The organism is Variovorax boronicumulans (genome assembly GCF_040544675.1).
Taxonomy (GTDB): Bacteria; Pseudomonadota; Gammaproteobacteria; order Burkholderiales; family Burkholderiaceae_C; genus Variovorax; species Variovorax boronicumulans_D.
This window is the reverse complement of record NZ_JBEPKK010000002.1, coordinates 22,904-38,401: the sequence shown is the minus strand read 5'-3', so window position 1 is coordinate 38,401 and position 15,498 is coordinate 22,904. Positions and strand designations below refer to the sequence as shown.

The window sequence follows — 15,498 nt, the reverse complement described above, 5'->3', positions numbered from 1 at the left end:
AGTCTTGCCGCAGTGGCGGGGTACCGCATCCCATGTTTCCGTGATTCGCGGATGCGGACTTTCCTGTTCCTTTCCTGTAAGCCCGGGCGAAGGCCGCCGTGTTTCAAGAATGGTGCATTTGCATCATTTTTTCTTCGAAAAGTGAAAGCTATTGTTTGCGAAGCCCCGGGAGGTCCGGAGTTTTCAACCTTTTCGAAGAGCCCCAAGATGCCACATCTCACCCGCAGGATTCCCCATGCCCTGTCCATCGTCACCCTGGCACTTCTCGCCGCATGCGGCGGGGGTGGAGGAGGCGGCGGTGGCGGCGGCGGATTCGGCTTCATCCCGCCGGCCTCCGGCGGCAACAACGGCGGCGGCGATCCGCCCGTGGCCGCCAGCACCACACTGAGCGGCACCGTCGCCACCGGCGCGGCCTTTGCCGGCGCGGCGCTCACCGTGTTCGACCAGACCGGCGCCAAGGTCTGCGAAGTGACCACCACGCCCGAAGGCACCTACACCTGCTCGCTGCCCGCCGGCACCAAGGCGCCGCTGGTCATCCAGGCGGTGCGCGACGACCTGACGCTCTACAGCACCACCGCCAGCACCGCCACCGGCACCACCAACGTGACGCCGCTGACCACCATCATCGTGGCGCAGCTCTCGCCCAACGGCGACCCCTCGCAGCTGGCCGCCGCCATCCAGGCCGATGCCGGCGCGGTCACCGCGGGGTCGATCAACGACCAGGTGGCCAAGCTCGTGGCGGCGCTGCAGCCGCTGCTGGACGCGCTCAACCTGAGCATCGATCCGATGAGCGGCGAGTTCCAGGCCAACGGCGCGGGCCAGGACCGGGTGCTCGATTCGATCAACGTGTCGGTGCGCCCCGACGGCGCAGCCTCCAACATCGAGATCACCGTGAAGGCGCTGCCGGCCGGCGAAGAAAGCGCGCCGGTGTCCATCGTGTTCCGCAGCGGCGACGCCACCATCACCCCGCTGCCCACCGTGGACGCGGCGGCGCTGGTTCAGCCGCCCACGCCGGCCATGGTGCAGGACCTGCTCGCCCGCATCAACGCCTGCTATGCGCTGCCGCTCAACCAGCGCGTGGACAGCACCATCAACCCCGACGGCAACGCCTTCGGCACCGCCGCCAACGTGGTGGCGCCGGCCTGCCGCACGCTCTTCGTGGGCGACGACCCGGCCAACTTCGTTGCGGCCGGCGCGCCCGTCGGCCGCGTGAGCGGTGGCGCACGCCGCTCCTTCGAAAGCCTGTTCCGCTTCGGCCCCACCGACCTGAAGCATGACCGCGGCAACTTCGAATACTTCTATCCCAACGGCGACATCGCCCTGACCTACCGCTGGACCGACGTGCTGGGCAACACCGACAACGACGTGTTCAACGCGAAGTTGGTGGACGGCGCGCTCAAGCTCACCGGCAACAGCAATGCCTACCGTGCCTTCGTGCGGCCGCAGCTCGAGAAGAAGGACTACCTGAAGCACCAGAACCTGGTCTTCCATTCGGTGGGCTACAGCATCTCCGTGGACAACGTGCGCGACGGCAACGGCGATCCGGTCCTCGAGAAGGTGGTGGCGACCACCGAGGCGCTGCCCGGCCGAACGCTGACGCTGGTGCCGAACGGAAACCTGGGCTCGCTGGTCCTCACCGCGGACGGCACGGCCGAGGGCACCAAGCTGAATTCGCCGATCTGGCGCATGGCCGCGCGCTTCCAGGACCCGGCGCAGGCGGGCAGCCCCGGCCAGGTCGATTCGGGCAACCTCTTCGCGTCGCCCCAGTTCACCGAAGCCGAACTCGCCGCCATTCCAGACCAGGCCGTCTGGCGGCTCGAGCTTTTCCCCGTCGGCGGCGCGCCCAGCGTGGTGCAGTACGTGCGCACCTTCTCGCGCGTGCCGACGATCGCAGAGGCCCAGCTGACGCCCACGGTGGAACTCGCACCCGCACTGCGCGCCGAACTGCTCGCTGAGACGCAGGGCGTGGCCCGCGGGATCGTCTTCCCCGCGCCGATTCCCTCGGACCCCGATGCCAACAACATCGACTTCAGCGCCGATGGCAACCTCGACGGCTGGGTCGTGCCGGGCGGCGCGCTGGCACCGACGACTTTCCTGGTCGCCGGCCGCGGTCCCAACGACAACCGCTTTACCGATTCGATCACCTTGCGCAACACGGCCCGCAAGGCGATCGTCTACTGCCAGCCGGTCAATACGCCCAGCGATAACCACTGCACGCAGGTGGGCCCGAACGCCTACCAGTACGCCGAGGGCTCGTCGATCAGCACCTTCGTCTTCTCGGCACGCACCGCCCGCCAGGTGGACGTGCGCAAGAACTTCGAAGTCTGGACTGTCACGCTCCCCTGAGTCGTCCCGCTGTCCTTGGCCATGAAAAAACCCGCCGGTCCCAAGGACCGGCGGGTTTTTCGTCTGAACCTCGTGAGAAAAGATCAGTCGGCGTACACGCCGGCTGCCTTGATGATCGGCGCCCACTTGGCGATCTCGGCCGACACGAACTTCTTGTGCTCGGCCGGCTCGGTGCGCTTGTCGGTGGTGATCACCGCGCCCAGCGCTTCTTCACGCTTGATGAAGCCCGGGTCCTTCATCGCGGCCTTGACGGCCTCGTTGAGCTTCTTGAGCACCGGTGCCGGCGTGCCCTTGGGGGCGTACACGCCGTGCCAGATCGACACTTCGAAGCCCTTCAGGCCCGATTCCTGGAGCGTCGGCAGGTCCTTCAGGGCCGGCGTGGTCAGGCGCTGGGCCGTGGTCACGGCGTAGGCCTTGACCTTCTTGGCCTCGATCTGCGAGGTGGTGTTGGTGGTCTGGTCGCACAGCAGGTCGATCTGGCCGCCCAGCAGGTCGGCGATGGCGGGGGCCGTGCCCTTGTAGGGAACCGGCGTCATCTCGACCTTCAGCGCGCTCTGGAACAGCAGGCCGCACAGGTGCGAGGCGGCGCCCAGGCCGGCGTTGCCCAGGTTGATCTTGCCCTTGTTGGCTTCGATCCAGGCCGTCAGCTCCTTGTAGTTGTTGGCCGGCAGCGTGGGCTTGCCGATCAGCGTCATGGGCACTTCGTTGACCATGCCCAGGTACTCGAAGTCGGTTTCCACGTTGAACGGGAGCTTGCGATAGAGCGCCGGCATCGTGGACATGCCGATGTGGTTCAGCAGCAGCGTGTAGCCGTCCGGGTTGGCGCGCGCCACCTTGGCGGTGCCGATGGAGCTGCCCGCGCCGGCGGTGTTGTCCACCACGATCGTGGTGCCCAGCGTCTTCTGCATGGCTTCGGCCAGGTCGCGCGCTACGCGGTCGGTCGGGCCGCCGGCGGCGAAAGGCACCACCAGCGTGACGGTCTTGCCTGCGGGGAAATCCTGGGCGTGGGCGCCGAAGGCGGCGGCGGCGATCGCCGTGAAGGCAAGCAGTTTTTTCATAAGTCTCCGGGACGGTTGGGTTAAAAATCGCCGCGATCTTATAGGCTGACTCCTGCCTGACCTATACCGAATAGCCCTTAGCTGAGCGTCTGAATCCCCGTTTTTCCGGGGCATGGCGCCCCGGAAACCCCTTGAATCCTCCGCGGCCTGTCGCCTGCCGGTAAAGCGGCGTAAGCGGAGGTTGCCGTGCGTCCGGCTGTCCGACAGGCGGACCCGGCGCGTGCCGATGCGGGCCCGGTGCGCGGCCCTTAGGGTGAAGTTTCATTGCCACCGAAACGGAGTGCTTTACCCATGACCCTCATCACCTCATCGCTGGACGGCATGAAGATTGCCATCCTCGTCACCGACGGCTTCGAGCAGATCGAGCTGACCGCACCGCGCCAGGCACTGGACGCCGCCGGCGCGCACACGCAGATCGTCTCGCCCAGCGAAGGCAGCGTGCGTGGCTGGAACCACCATGACCCGGCCAAGGCCTTCGACGTCGACGTGCCGCTGAAGGACGCCAAGCCCGACGACTTCGATGCCCTGCTGCTGCCCGGCGGCGTCGTCAACCCCGATGCCCTGCGCATCGATGAGCAGGCGATTGCCTTCGTGCGCGCCTTCGTCGAATCCGGAAAACCCGTCGCCGCGATCTGCCACGGGCCGTGGACGCTGATCGAGGCCGGCGGCGTGCAGGGCCGCAAGCTGACCTCGTGGCCGTCGCTGCGCACCGATCTGCAGAATGCCGGCGCGGTGTGGAGCGACAAGGACGTGGTGGTCGATCGCAACCTGGTGACCAGCCGAAAGCCCGACGACCTGCCCGCGTTCAACCGTGAGATGACGAAGGTGTTCGAGCTCGCGTACGAAGCCGCGTTGCATTGATTGCGCTGCGGCTGCAGCGCTTCACCCGCTGTGCTATCCCGCGATGGTGGGCCCGGTGTAGCGGGCGCGAGGCCTGATCAGCTGCCCCGTGGCCTGCTGTTCCAGCGCATGCGCCGTCCAGCCGACGGTGCGTGCGAGTGCGAACAGCGTCAGCGGCGCATCGGCGGGGAGCTTGTGGACGGCGGCCAGGGCCGCCAGTGCAAAGTCGATGTTCACCGCCTCGCCCAGCAGCTTTTCGCCAGCGGCGCGCAGCGATGCGAATGCGGGCGGTAGCGCCATCGTTTCCAGGAGGCTGGTGCAGCGTGCATCACCGGCTGGATAAAGCGGATGGCCGAAGGCCGCAAGCGGACGGCCGTGCGCGAGCCATTCGCGCACTGCCACTTCGCTCCCGATCGCGGTCGCGCTGCGTACCAGTGCTTGCACGGCGGCGGCAGCGCCCCCGTGCAAGGGACCCGTCAAGGTGGAGAGGCCAGTCAGGAGGCATGCGGCGAGCGAGGCGCCAGTGGACGCTGTCACGCGCGCCGCAAACGTCGACGCATTGAGCTCGTGGTCGGCCAGCAGCACCAGCGCCCGGCGCAGCGCATCGGCCGCGCGTGGGCGGTGCCACGCAGTGGCGAGCCGCATGTGCAGGAGCCGAGTGCTCGACGGCGCCGGACCGAGCAACGCATCGGCCAGCGTGCCGATCACGCCCGCCGCTTCGGCTTGCAGCACGCTGCGTGAGCGCCCGCGCGAGGGCGGGTCGGTCGCGGCGCGCGCCGCGAGTGCGAGCAGGCCGGCTTGCAGCGGCGTCGCGTCTTTCAACTGCGCAGGTGCGAACGATGCGGCCGTGCCATCGGCGACGAAGCTCGGCGGCGCGCTCTCCCACAACAACCCCGCCACCTCTTCCAGCGTCGCATGCCCGGCGAGCCCGCACGCATCCTGCCCGCGGTACCAGAGCCGCCCCTCGGCCACTGTCGACACGGCCGACGCCAGGACGGGTTCACCCCACTGGATGGCCTCGCTCGCCACCGTTTCGCTGCTGCGCCGCCCGCGCGTGCGCGCGGCGATGCGCTGCACGTCGTCGCGGTGGTAGAGGCTTCGGCGAGGGTCAGCCGCATCGGGCTTGGCGCGGATACGGCCGCGGCTCACGCTCGCATACAGCGTTTGCGGCCGCACCTGCATCAGGTCGAGCGCCTCGGCGGCGGGAAGCCAGAGCGGCGTCTTGGTCATGTTGACGGAATAAATCAAGATTGACGTCAATGTTAGCGCCGACAGAATCAACCTCATCGTGACAAACAGGAGTACCAAGCGATGAAAGACCAGGAAGATCCGGGCGGCCTTGAAGGCGTGGTGGCCGCACGCACCGTGTTGTCGGAGGTCGACGGCGCGGCCGGCCGGCTGGTGATCCGCGGCCACCAGCTCGACGAGATCGCGCAGCGCTGGCGCTATGAAGACGTGGTCGGACTGCTGCTCCAGGGCTTCTTCGACAAGGTGCCGGATGCAGACGCCCTGCGCGGCGCCCTCGGCCGTGCGCGCCGCGAAGCCTTCGAGCGCCTGCAGCCCACCGACGACGCGGTGCTGCGCCGCATGCCACCCATCGAGGCGGTGCGCGCCTTGCTCGCCCGCCTGCCCGACGGCGACGATCTCGCCACGGCGCTGCGGCTGGTGGCTGCGCCCGCGGTCTACACCGCCGCCGTCATGCGCTGGCGCCTGGGCGTGCAGGCGCTCGCGCCCGACGACTCATTGCCGTACGCTGCCGACATGCTGCGCATGCTCCATGGCCGCACGCCCACAGCTGCGCAGGCGGCGGCACTCGACACCTACCTCGTCACCGTCTGCGACCACGGCCTCAACGCCTCGACCTTCGCGGCGCGCGTGGTCGCCTCGACCGGCGCGGGGCTCGCATCGGCGGTGCTCGCCGGCATCAGCGCGCTCAAGGGACCGCTGCACGGCGGTGCGCCCGGGCCGGTGCTCGATGCGCTGGACGCCATCGGCACCGCCGGCAATGCGCGCTCCTGGCTGGAAGCCGCCGTGGCCGACGGCCAGCGCCTGATGGGCTTCGGCCATCGCATCTATCGCGTGCGCGATCCGCGTGCCGATGCGCTCAAGGGCGCGCTGCGCCGGTTGAGCGTCGAAGGCAGCGTCAACGCCGCGCGCTTCGAACTCGCCGAGGCGGCCGAGCAGGCCGCGCTCGCGATCCTGCGCGAGAAAAAGCCCGACCGCGCACTGGAAACCAACGTGGAGTTCTATACCGCGCTGCTGCTCGAGGCCCTGGGCTTCGGCCGCGAGAGCTTCACCTGCGTGTTCGCCGCAGGCCGTGTGAGCGGATGGGTCGCGCATGCGCGCGAGCAGGTGAAGACGGGCAGGCTGATTCGTCCGCAATCGGTGTACGTGGGTCCTGCACCCGAAGAGGCCGAAGCCGCGCTCGCGAACTGAGGAGCTTGCAAGGCGGACGTTCCATGAGTTGGCATCCTCGCTGTCTTCGCATGCCGACCCCGGCATGCACAGCGCAAAGCAAAATTGCGATTAAGTGCAGCCTACGTTCATCTGCGCATGAGCCGCCGGTGTTGCGTCAACTCCTGTCGAAGACACGCCTGTAGCGCACATGGCCGCCGAGTTCGCGACGCGTCTTGTTGGTCACCAGCCGCACGCCGGCGCTGGTCTTCAGATCTTCCATGGCCAACAGTTGCTCGCGATCCTTGTCGGTGAGCTCGGGAAATTGGCCTTGATGCAAGGTCTGGTGCTCGTGGATTCGGCGTTCCAGATCCGACAGGGATGCCAAGGGTCTGGCTTCGTTGTAGCTCGTCTGTGGACCCATCGTGCCGTTGCCTGTGCGGAGCCACTCCATGTGCTTGGCGATCAAGTCGACCTTGCGCTGGATCTGCGCAATCTTTTCCTTGCGGTCGAAATCGGTCACCGGTCCCACCATGTAGAAGGATGCATGGGAGTCGTGCAGCATCTGGTCGAAGAACGCGTCGACCAGCGTCGGCATCCTGGTCGATGGTGGCTGAAGATATTCCTTACGCACGCGCAGGAAGTCGCGCTGGGCCTGATCGAGACGCGATGCGTCGGGGCCGTTCGGATTGGCTTTTGCTTGTCGGTCTGCGGCCTGCTCCATTTCAAGGGCCTTCGCAATGTCCGAAGAAAAGTCGGAGTCGCTTTCCCACACATCGATCTGGTCTTGCCGCACAGCCTTGGCGTAGGACGGCAACTTGTGCATCTGGCCCCTGTGCTGCAGGCGCCAGCGCCAATACAGCTGGACGTGGCCGTGCAGGTGGTTTTCGACGGTGCCGCTGATATGGGTGGTGAATCCGCGGTAGGCGTTGAAGAGTTTTTCGCTATGGGGATCGATTTTTAGATCGTTGACGACTTGATCGCCTTTTGCGGCCTTCTGGAGTTGCGTGATCGTCAGCAACGGCACCATGCTGCGCTGCGCCTCACGGTACATATCCAGCAGCGGCATCTGCGACAGCAATTTGGTGCGTGAGCCTACTGCCTTGCCCTGACATCCAGGGTCGTAGCCGCCGCCCACGTCCGAATGCGCGCCAGGGTAAACCTTCTCGATGCAGTTGGTCGGGTACTGCTTCTCGCCGATGCGCCCGGTCGACAACGGGAAGTTGATGCGAATCTCATGCGCCGCGCACAGATGCACGGTGCGCTCCACGCCGGGCACGATGTCCAGTGTGCCGTTGGCCCAGCCGCCCAGGCCGCGCCAGAATGGCGAGGAGTCGGCCAGGCCCACGGAGGCGACGGAGTCGAACAGTCCGAGAAACTGAAAGCGAAACGGCACGCCCGCCAACGTATAGCCGCCAGCAGGCCCCCCCTTCAGCATGATGTGATGCACGAAATGGCAGAAGGCCCGCGCCTGCGCTGCACCACGCGAAAAGCCGAACACAGATACGTTGACCTGCAGCAACTTTCTGGAGGGCGTCGCGGTAGCCTTGCTGGCGAGCAATCTCTCCAACTGATTGATCTTGCCTAACGTGCCGCCAATGAAGTAGCCGCGCTTGCCCTCGAGGCGATTGCCGGTTGTCAGGCCGGCGTGCAGGGGGGCCGTGGTCGCATCAGCTCCAACTTGAGCTTCTGGGACGAGCCGTTCGTCCGAAAAAATTGACCTCTTCATGGCATTGAGCACTTGGATCATGGCCCAGTTGATGCGTGCGTCGCCCCCTGTGGCCATTGACTTGCCGTCAGGGGTCTCTGCCCTCTCGCCAATCTCATCGAAAGGAGTTCCAACGCCCGGAACGTAGAAGCGGTAATAGCCCTCGTCGGGCGCATCTTTGAAGGTGTCGTGTAGTACCACTACGTTGCTGTGGCTGCGCTTGTTCGGGTCCTTGACATTTTCCTGATCGCGTTTCTTGTTGTTATTGGTGCCGTCGAAAAAAATCCCCACATGGATCATCGAAGAGCACATGCTTTTCTTGTCTTTGTAGTCGATGCAAGCTGATGCGCCGATACGCTGCATCTGCTCGATCAAACTGAATGGTCGTTCGCCGGGCAGAGCGGCGGGCATTGATTGAACGGACATGGTTGGTCTTCCCTGCTGCTGTGTTACTCGGCGGAATTCGGCTTCTTCGGGTAGCCCATGCGCGAAGGGTGGCTCGGGTTTTGTGGACCAGGGTCGTAAACCCACACCTTGATTTCGTCTTCGGGCAAAAAGAAAACCTGGACCAGGGCCGCAGCCTCATAGCGCTCCACGAAGATGACCTTGCTGAGAGTGCGTTGACGCCAACAGCAAGCACTGCGCTGCTCGGGTGTCATCGGTTCCAACTTTGACCAAGGAAGCGTGTAGTCCCCGATCGTCCAGCTCACCTTTACCGTGAGCTCCGGCGTCCACTTCGTAGGCAGCGACACACAGCACGATGTCGATCCACCGCCGCCATGCGGCGGCAGATTGGAGCCACGCATGCCGTTGACGTAGTACTCCTGCACGCCCTCGGCCGTGAAGTTGTAGCCGGTGATGCCCACGGTCATCGGCTTCGCAACGGTGGGTTCGCATGCTGCGAGACTCAGCCCGACTGCCAACATGGCAAGCCATCGGCAAAGACGAACCGCGGCTCTCTGCACCTTGAAACTGAAGAGGCGCTCGTCGAAAAGCGCGGTGGGCATTGAATGGACGGACATGGTTGACTTCGCTGCTGCGCGCTATTCGGTGGTGTCGGGCTTCTTCGGGTAGCCCATGCGCGAGGGGTGGCTGGGGTTTTGTGGACCGGGGTCGTAAACCCACACCTTGATCTCGTCTTCGGGCAAAAAGAAAACTTGGACCAAGGCCGCGACCTCATAACGCTCCACGGGGACGACCTTGCTGAGAGTCCTGCGCGCCAGACAGCACTTGATGGCGTCAGAGATATCCATGGCCATGATTTGCTCCATCGGTACGGTCCAATGGCCCGTAATCCAGTCCACCTTCACGGTCAGGTCGGGTGTCCACTTGGCAGGCAGCGGCACACAGCACGATGTCGATCCACCGCCGCCGTAAGGCGGCAGGTTGGAGCCTCGGACGCCGTTGACGTAGTACTCCTGAATGCCTTCGGATGTGAAGGTGTAGCCAGTGATGCCTACGGTGAGCGGCTTTGCAGTCACGGGCTTGCATGCCGCAAGACCCATTCCGGCCGTCAATATGGCAAGCGCGGCGAGCCATCGATAAAGCTGCGTCGCAGCCCCTTTCGCCATCCGATTGAAAGAGGGCTTGCCAAACGAAGCGGCGGGCATTGATTGGACGGACATCGTTAGTTCTTCCCGCTGAGGTGCTAATCGGTGGTGTCGGGCTTCTTGGGATAGCCCATGTGCGATGGGTGTTCGGAACTCAGAAGACCAATGTTCGAAACCCACACATGTACTGCATCGTTCGCCAAAAAGAAGACTTGCAACCTGCCGCCGTCTTGGGCATAGCGCTCGACAGGGACGAGTTTGCTGCGAGTGCGTTGACGCCAACAGCAAGCACTGCGCTGCTCGGGCGTCATCGGTTCCAACTTTGACCAAGGAAGCGTGTAGTCCCCGATCGTCCAACTCACCTTTACCGTAAGCCCCGGCGTCCACTTCGCAGGCAGCGACACACAGCACGACGTCGATCCACCGCCGCCATAAGGCGGCAGATTGGAGCCGCGCATGCCGTTGACGTAGTACTCCTGCACGCCCTCGGCCGTGAAGTTGTAGCCCGTGATGCCCGCGGTCATCGGCTTCGGGGTTGTCGGCGAACAAGCCAGGAGGCCCGCTGCCAAAGCCAGCGCAAACCACGCCCGGCGCCGACGGCGAAGTTTGCGGATGTGTGACGTCGTCCACTTGATGACGGTGCCGGTCGGCAGACGGAGAAGGGCGTCGAAGAAGAAAGTCATATAGAACCTTTGGGCGGCGCGGACGCGGTGCCCCGGATCGACTTCGCAAGACGCTCGAGCGCGGTCCACTGAAGATCCGTCCACCTCGCGATCTCCTCAGGCAGCTGCGCGGCTCCGCTGCGCACGCGCAACCACGTTTCACCCAATTCGGGCAATGCCTCGAACCCGTCCGGCGCGCGCAGCGCGAGCGATACAAACGCCCACTGATCCTTTTGCTGCTTGATGCCGAGCGCCTGCATCTTTTTCAAGAGGTCGCGTAGCCATTGATGCAACTGCGCTCCGCTGCGCCGGTCGCGCCAACCGGCTTCGACATCCCGCATGCCGGCGTGCAGCATGTCGGCCTCCGCCGCATCGAACAGCACCGCGTACTGCGCGTCGTCCAGCACCAGCGTGGACGCAGCCGAATGCGCCGCCGGCATGGCTTCGGTCGTCACGCTGTGCAGCCGGCCGCTTCGATCGGGCCAAGCCCATGCGCGTATCACGTCGTGCAATCGCACCTCCTGCGCCGGTCGTACATGCAGCAGCAAAGTACTCAGCACACGCGTGTCGCCGATGCGCAGATAAAGCGGAATGCCGTCCTGCGTTTGCGCGGCAGCCAGCCATGCGAGCGTGGTGCACAGCGTCGGCAACGCTGCTTTGCTGCGCACGAAGCTCACACCGGGTTTTCCTGCCATGACGGTGCGTAGCGTTTCGAGCGCGTCACCGTCATGCAGCGCGCGCCACGGCCACAGAAGCAGCCCCAGGTCTTCGTAGTCGGCCAGTGCGGTGGCTTCGAATGCCTGCACGGCAACGCCATAGGCGGCATGCATGCGTTGCATGCCCTCAGCCCCAAGGATTGCGCCGTCCACCACCACATACACGGTGTCCGAGCCCGAGTCTTGGGCGTCCGGTCGGTCGCTCCACGTCTTCACAGCTGTTGCAATGGACGGCGGAAGGTCGTCTTGAAGATAGATGCGGTTCATGGTCAACGCTTTCCGAAGGGGCTGGCGGCAGCCAGCGCCTTGCGCAGGCATTCTTTGCAGACGGGCTCCGGAAACTTCATTTCGGGCACGGGGAGACTGTCAGGGCCTGTCAGGCTGTGCCGGGAGGCGTGCGCAACCCACGAGCCGTTGGTGCCACTCGTGATACCTGCGTTGTTCCAGCGGCTGTAGCTGGTGCCGCCATTGATCTCGATTTCTTCTTTCGCCGTGATGGTGATCTTGTTGGCGGTCAACGTGATGTCGAGTCTGGCGAGCAGGTTGATGCTCTTCTTCAGCGCCGTGATGTCGATGCTGGCGCTGGCGGCGATCAGCCGCATGCCCGCGTTGTGGGCGAACAGTCGAATCGCTTCCTTCGCACTGGCCAGGAGGCTGCCCGCCGTACTCAGGCTCAGGTGCTTGCCGCTGGTGAGCGCAATGTGCTCTTCGCTCGCGATGTGGGTGCTGCCGGCGGTGCTGGCTTCGATGCCTGCGGGACTGGCCAGCACCAGATGCGGCGCCTGCAATTCGGGAAAGTCGCCGCCGCCCGCCGGACCTGCGCCCTGAATGGCATCGTTCTGTGTCTTGAGCGCGATCGCCACGTCGCTTTGATCCGCGCTGTCGTCCTGCGCCCGGGCCTGCTGGGCTGCTTCTGCCAGGTTTTGGTGCTGATCGTGCGCATGCGCAAGGCGTTGGACGGTTTCTCCCATGTCCTTGGCATGTCGCGCCACGCTGCTTCTGGCTTCGGTGCTGATGAGCATGCCGTGCCGGGCGCGCAGGACGCCATGACCGTCTGTGCGCAGTTCGAAGCCTTCGCCGCGCGGGTCCTTGCGTCCGGCGTTGTCTTCGATGCGGGTGATGTGCCCCAGGCTCAGCTGGCTGTGTTGATGGTCGCTCTTGAGCTGAACCTGGATCTTCTCGGCCGTGTCGTCCAGCAGCAGGTGGTTGCTTCGCCCGGTGGCGCTGTTGCCGCCGTCGAGGGCCAACTCGCGGCTGCGAAAGCCGCTGAGCGCGTGCTGGTCAGGCAATTGCCACGATGGCATGTTCACCTTGTTGTGAACGCTTCCGATGCAGATCGGCAAGTCGGGGTCGCCTCCCAAGAAGGCGATGAGCACTTCCTGCCCAATGCGCGGTATATGGGTAGCGCCCAGTTGGTTGCCGGCCCAGACCGAAGAAACGCGCACCCAGCACGAACTGTGCTGGTTCTTCTGGCCGATGCGGTCCCAGGGAAACTGAACCTTGATGCGTCCGTATTCGTCGGTCCAGATGTTCTGTCCTTCGGGTCCCACCACCACAGCACTTTGAGGGCCGAGTGCGTGAGGCTTGGGCTGAGTCGCGAGCGGACGCAGCGGCTCGGTCAGCGGGTGCGCGGTGAAATCGAGCTCGACCCTCCAGTGCTGCTTGCGGCCTTGGGATGCATCTCTCGCCTGACTGTCCGGTGCGACGTCTTCGATCAGGAACTCCGTCTCCAGGATCAGGTACTCGGCATTGGCTTTCTGACGCGGGTGCTGCCGGAGTTCGAAGGTGGCGCCGGGCGCCATGCCCCGGAGGTTGCCGCTGGCTCTTGCGCGAGCGCCATGGGTGCGCAGCGCCTGCATTCGCAGCAGTGCGAGGTGGCGCCCTTCCTCCATGGGATCGTTGGCCCCGGAAGTCCCGGCGCGCGGTTGCGCGTAATGGCTGCCGGCGCGCTCCGCATGCCATTGATAGACCTCGCCTTCGGCCTGCCCGGTCGGGCGCGGATGGCTGCGGCCTATGCGCAGGTCTGCTCTGGGGCGCGTGTAGTCGTAGTCACGACTGGTGTACTTTCCGCTCGTCAACCGGTTGTGGGGAACAAAGCTGTGGACGTACTCGGTATCCATCCTCCAGCCAGGCGCGTGGTACTCGACTGCCTGGTAGGCGGCGCTTTCGTTCTTCTTGTAGGCGCCCATGTTGTCGATGAGCACCAGCCGATGCCGGCCGTCGCTGTGCTCGAAGAAGTAGCTGATGCCCCATTCCTGACACAGGCGATCGAAGAATTCGAAGTCGCTTTCATTGAACTGGGTCTGGTAGTCGCGGACCGGATAGTTTTCAATCAGTCGCTTGTCGACGGGGAATGCGTAGTCGGCAAGCAGCTCATCGAGAATTTCGACCGCGTGCTTGTTCTGGAACACCTTGCAATCGGATGACAGCGTGGCCAGATGCAGCCACGGGCGCAAGGTCAGCTTGTACTGGAGGTGTCGTCCTTCTTCACCCCAGAGACAGGCATCGGTGACGAGGGCGTTGATCTGGCGAGCATCCGGACTGTCCAGCGCAATCGAGCAGCTGATCTCGCGGCCGATGAAGCCGTCAAGGTCGAAGTCCGCGGCTTGGCTGGCACCGAGGTTCAGTGCATCCGGTGTCTTGAGGAGCAGTTCGTACGCGAACAGGCTGTTGATGCCCTCATGGCCGGATAGACGCACGGGCTCGAGGGCGGGCCGTCCCAGAACCGATGGAATGGCTGCGCTGCTGATTTCGAGCGTGCGCGCTCGCGCGACACTGAGTGCGGACATGTGTTCCTCCCCTGGGCCCGCTCCCGTGTATCGGGAGTCGAGCGGCGGATTATGGGAGGACGCCCGCTGCGAAAAACCAGAGAAATGATCCGGCAACTATTGCAGCGCAATCGTCGTGAAGGATTGCACGAGCCCCCGACGAAGGGCTCTGCAACCGCCGCTACTTGTAGCTGCGCGCGTCCTCGATCACCTTGCCGTCGTTCGGCAGGCTGCCCGGCGCCACCAGTTCGATGGTGCCGCGCAGCTTGGTCACTTCGCGCACCGCGTCGGCAATGCGCGCATCGAGTCCTTCCGGCGCGCCGGCGCATTCGAGCCTGAAGGTCATCTGGTCGTCGCCCATCTCGCCCGACACCACCAGCCGCGCGCGCTGCACCTCCGGAAAGCGCCGCGCGATCTCGGCCACCTGCGAAGGGTGCACGAACATGCCGCGCACCTTGGTGGTCTGGTCGGCGCGGCCCATCCAGCCCTTGATGCGCTTGTTGGTGCGGCCGGTGGGGCAGGTGCCCGCGAGCACGGCCGAGAGGTCGCCGGTGCCGAAGCGCACCAGCGGGTAGTCGGGGTTGAAGCTGGTGACGACGATCTCGCCCACCTCGCCGTCGGGCACGGGGTCGCCGGTGCCGGGGCGCACGATCTCGACCAGCACCCCTTCATCGATGACCAGGCCCTCGCGCGCGCTGGTCTCATACGCGATGAGGCCGAGGTCGGCGGTGGCGTAGCACTGCGTGCCCTTCACGCCGTGCGCGGCGATCCAGTCGTGCAGGCTGGGCGGAAAGGCTTCGCCGGAGACCAGCGCCTTGGTGAGCGAGGGCAGCTTCTGGCCTTTCTCCTCGGCCTTCTCCAGCAATATCTTCAGGAAGCTCGGCGTGCCTGCATAGCCTTCGGGCTTGAGGTCGGCAATGGCTTCGAGCTGTTGTTCGGTCTGGCCGGTGCCGCCTGCAAAAACGGTGCAGCCCATGGCATGCGCGCCGCTCTCCATGATGGAGCCGGCCGGTGTCATGTGGTAGCTGAAGCTGTTGTGGATGAGGTCGCCGTTGCGAAAGCCGGCCGCATGCAACGCACGCGCGGTGCGCCAGTAGTCGCGCGCCCCGCCCTCGGGTTCGTAGATGGTGCCGGGGCTCGCGAAGATGCGCGGCATGCGCGCACCGCGCACGATCGACGCAAAGCCGCCGAAGGGGTCGTCGGCGCGGCGTGCCTTCTGCAGTTCGAGCAATTCCGATTTGCGCGTGACGGGAAGTCTGGCGAGTGCTTCGCGCGTCGTGACGTCCGCGGGCTTCACGCCATCGAGGATCTTCTGGAATGCGGGCGTGGCGGTCTGGGCCTGCGCGATCTGCTTCGGTAGAGCGGCGAGCAGGTCGCGCTCGCGTTCGGCGGGGTCACGGATTTCTAGCTTGTCGTAGTGGTCGGTCATGTCCGTACCCTTCATCAATCGATTCGG

At 65.0% G+C, this 15,498-nt stretch carries 12 protein-coding genes; 3 read left to right on the top strand and 9 right to left on the bottom strand.

What is annotated here, in order from left to right; translation table 11 throughout:
- Positions 1-207: 207 nt before the first annotated feature.
- The gene (locus ABIC90_RS03460) at positions 208-2,346 is read left to right on the top strand and encodes a carboxypeptidase regulatory-like domain-containing protein (protein WP_354352658.1); all 2,139 of its coding nucleotides are present in this window, start codon (positions 208-210) and stop codon (positions 2,344-2,346) included.
- Between the two features lie 83 nt (positions 2,347-2,429).
- Here the strand turns inward: ABIC90_RS03460 and ABIC90_RS03455 are convergent, their stop codons facing one another.
- Positions 2,430-3,404: a tripartite tricarboxylate transporter substrate-binding protein gene (locus ABIC90_RS03455; protein WP_354352657.1), complete on the bottom strand. Its 975-nt coding sequence runs from the start codon at positions 3,402-3,404 to the stop codon at positions 2,430-2,432.
- 291 nt (positions 3,405-3,695) lie between these two features.
- Here ABIC90_RS03455 and ABIC90_RS03450 point away from each other — a divergent pair, with 291 nt between their 5' ends.
- On the top strand, positions 3,696-4,265 hold the full coding sequence (locus tag ABIC90_RS03450) for a type 1 glutamine amidotransferase domain-containing protein (protein ID WP_354352656.1): 570 nt from the start codon (positions 3,696-3,698) through the stop codon (positions 4,263-4,265).
- Between the two features lie 33 nt (positions 4,266-4,298).
- Here ABIC90_RS03450 and ABIC90_RS03445 read toward each other — a convergent pair whose 3' ends face one another.
- Complete coding sequence (locus ABIC90_RS03445) at positions 4,299-5,474, bottom strand: citrate synthase (RefSeq protein WP_354352655.1); 1,176 nt, start codon at positions 5,472-5,474, stop codon at positions 4,299-4,301.
- Positions 5,475-5,555: 81 nt separating this feature from the next.
- On the opposite strand from ABIC90_RS03445, the gene ABIC90_RS03440 reads away from it, so the two are divergent.
- The gene (locus ABIC90_RS03440) at positions 5,556-6,680 is read left to right on the top strand and encodes a citrate synthase/methylcitrate synthase (protein WP_354352654.1); all 1,125 of its coding nucleotides are present in this window, start codon (positions 5,556-5,558) and stop codon (positions 6,678-6,680) included.
- 136 nt (positions 6,681-6,816) lie between these two features.
- On the opposite strand, the gene ABIC90_RS03435 is transcribed toward ABIC90_RS03440, so the two are convergent.
- The 7 genes from ABIC90_RS03435 to ABIC90_RS03405 all read right to left on the bottom strand — a co-directional run bounded on the left by ABIC90_RS03435 (position 6,817) and on the right by ABIC90_RS03405 (position 15,471).
- A complete protein-coding gene (locus ABIC90_RS03435) occupies positions 6,817-8,772 on the bottom strand; it encodes a T6SS phospholipase effector Tle1-like catalytic domain-containing protein (protein WP_354352653.1) in 1,956 nt (651 codons plus the stop codon).
- Positions 8,773-8,795: 23 nt separating this feature from the next.
- A complete protein-coding gene (locus ABIC90_RS03430) occupies positions 8,796-9,353 on the bottom strand; it encodes a DUF3304 domain-containing protein (RefSeq protein WP_354352652.1) in 558 nt (185 codons plus the stop codon).
- 36 nt (positions 9,354-9,389) lie between these two features.
- On the bottom strand, positions 9,390-9,971 hold the full coding sequence (locus tag ABIC90_RS03425) for a DUF3304 domain-containing protein (RefSeq protein WP_354352651.1): 582 nt from the start codon (positions 9,969-9,971) through the stop codon (positions 9,390-9,392).
- A gap of 23 nt (positions 9,972-9,994) precedes the next feature.
- Complete coding sequence (locus tag ABIC90_RS03420) at positions 9,995-10,579, bottom strand: DUF3304 domain-containing protein (protein WP_354352650.1); 585 nt, start codon at positions 10,577-10,579, stop codon at positions 9,995-9,997.
- A complete protein-coding gene (locus ABIC90_RS03415; RefSeq protein WP_354352649.1) occupies positions 10,576-11,541 on the bottom strand; it encodes a DUF4123 domain-containing protein in 966 nt (321 codons plus the stop codon). Before ABIC90_RS03415 ends, ABIC90_RS03420 begins: the two co-directional genes overlap by 4 nt.
- 2 nt (positions 11,542-11,543) lie before the next feature.
- Positions 11,544-14,063 (bottom strand): type VI secretion system Vgr family protein, encoded by a 2,520-nt coding sequence (locus ABIC90_RS03410; RefSeq protein WP_354352648.1) that lies wholly within the window; start codon positions 14,061-14,063, stop codon positions 11,544-11,546.
- A gap of 160 nt (positions 14,064-14,223) precedes the next feature.
- Positions 14,224-15,471, bottom strand: coding sequence for a phenylacetate--CoA ligase family protein (locus tag ABIC90_RS03405; protein WP_354353127.1), 1,248 nt, complete (start codon positions 15,469-15,471; stop codon positions 14,224-14,226).
- Positions 15,472-15,498: the final 27 nt, after the last annotated feature.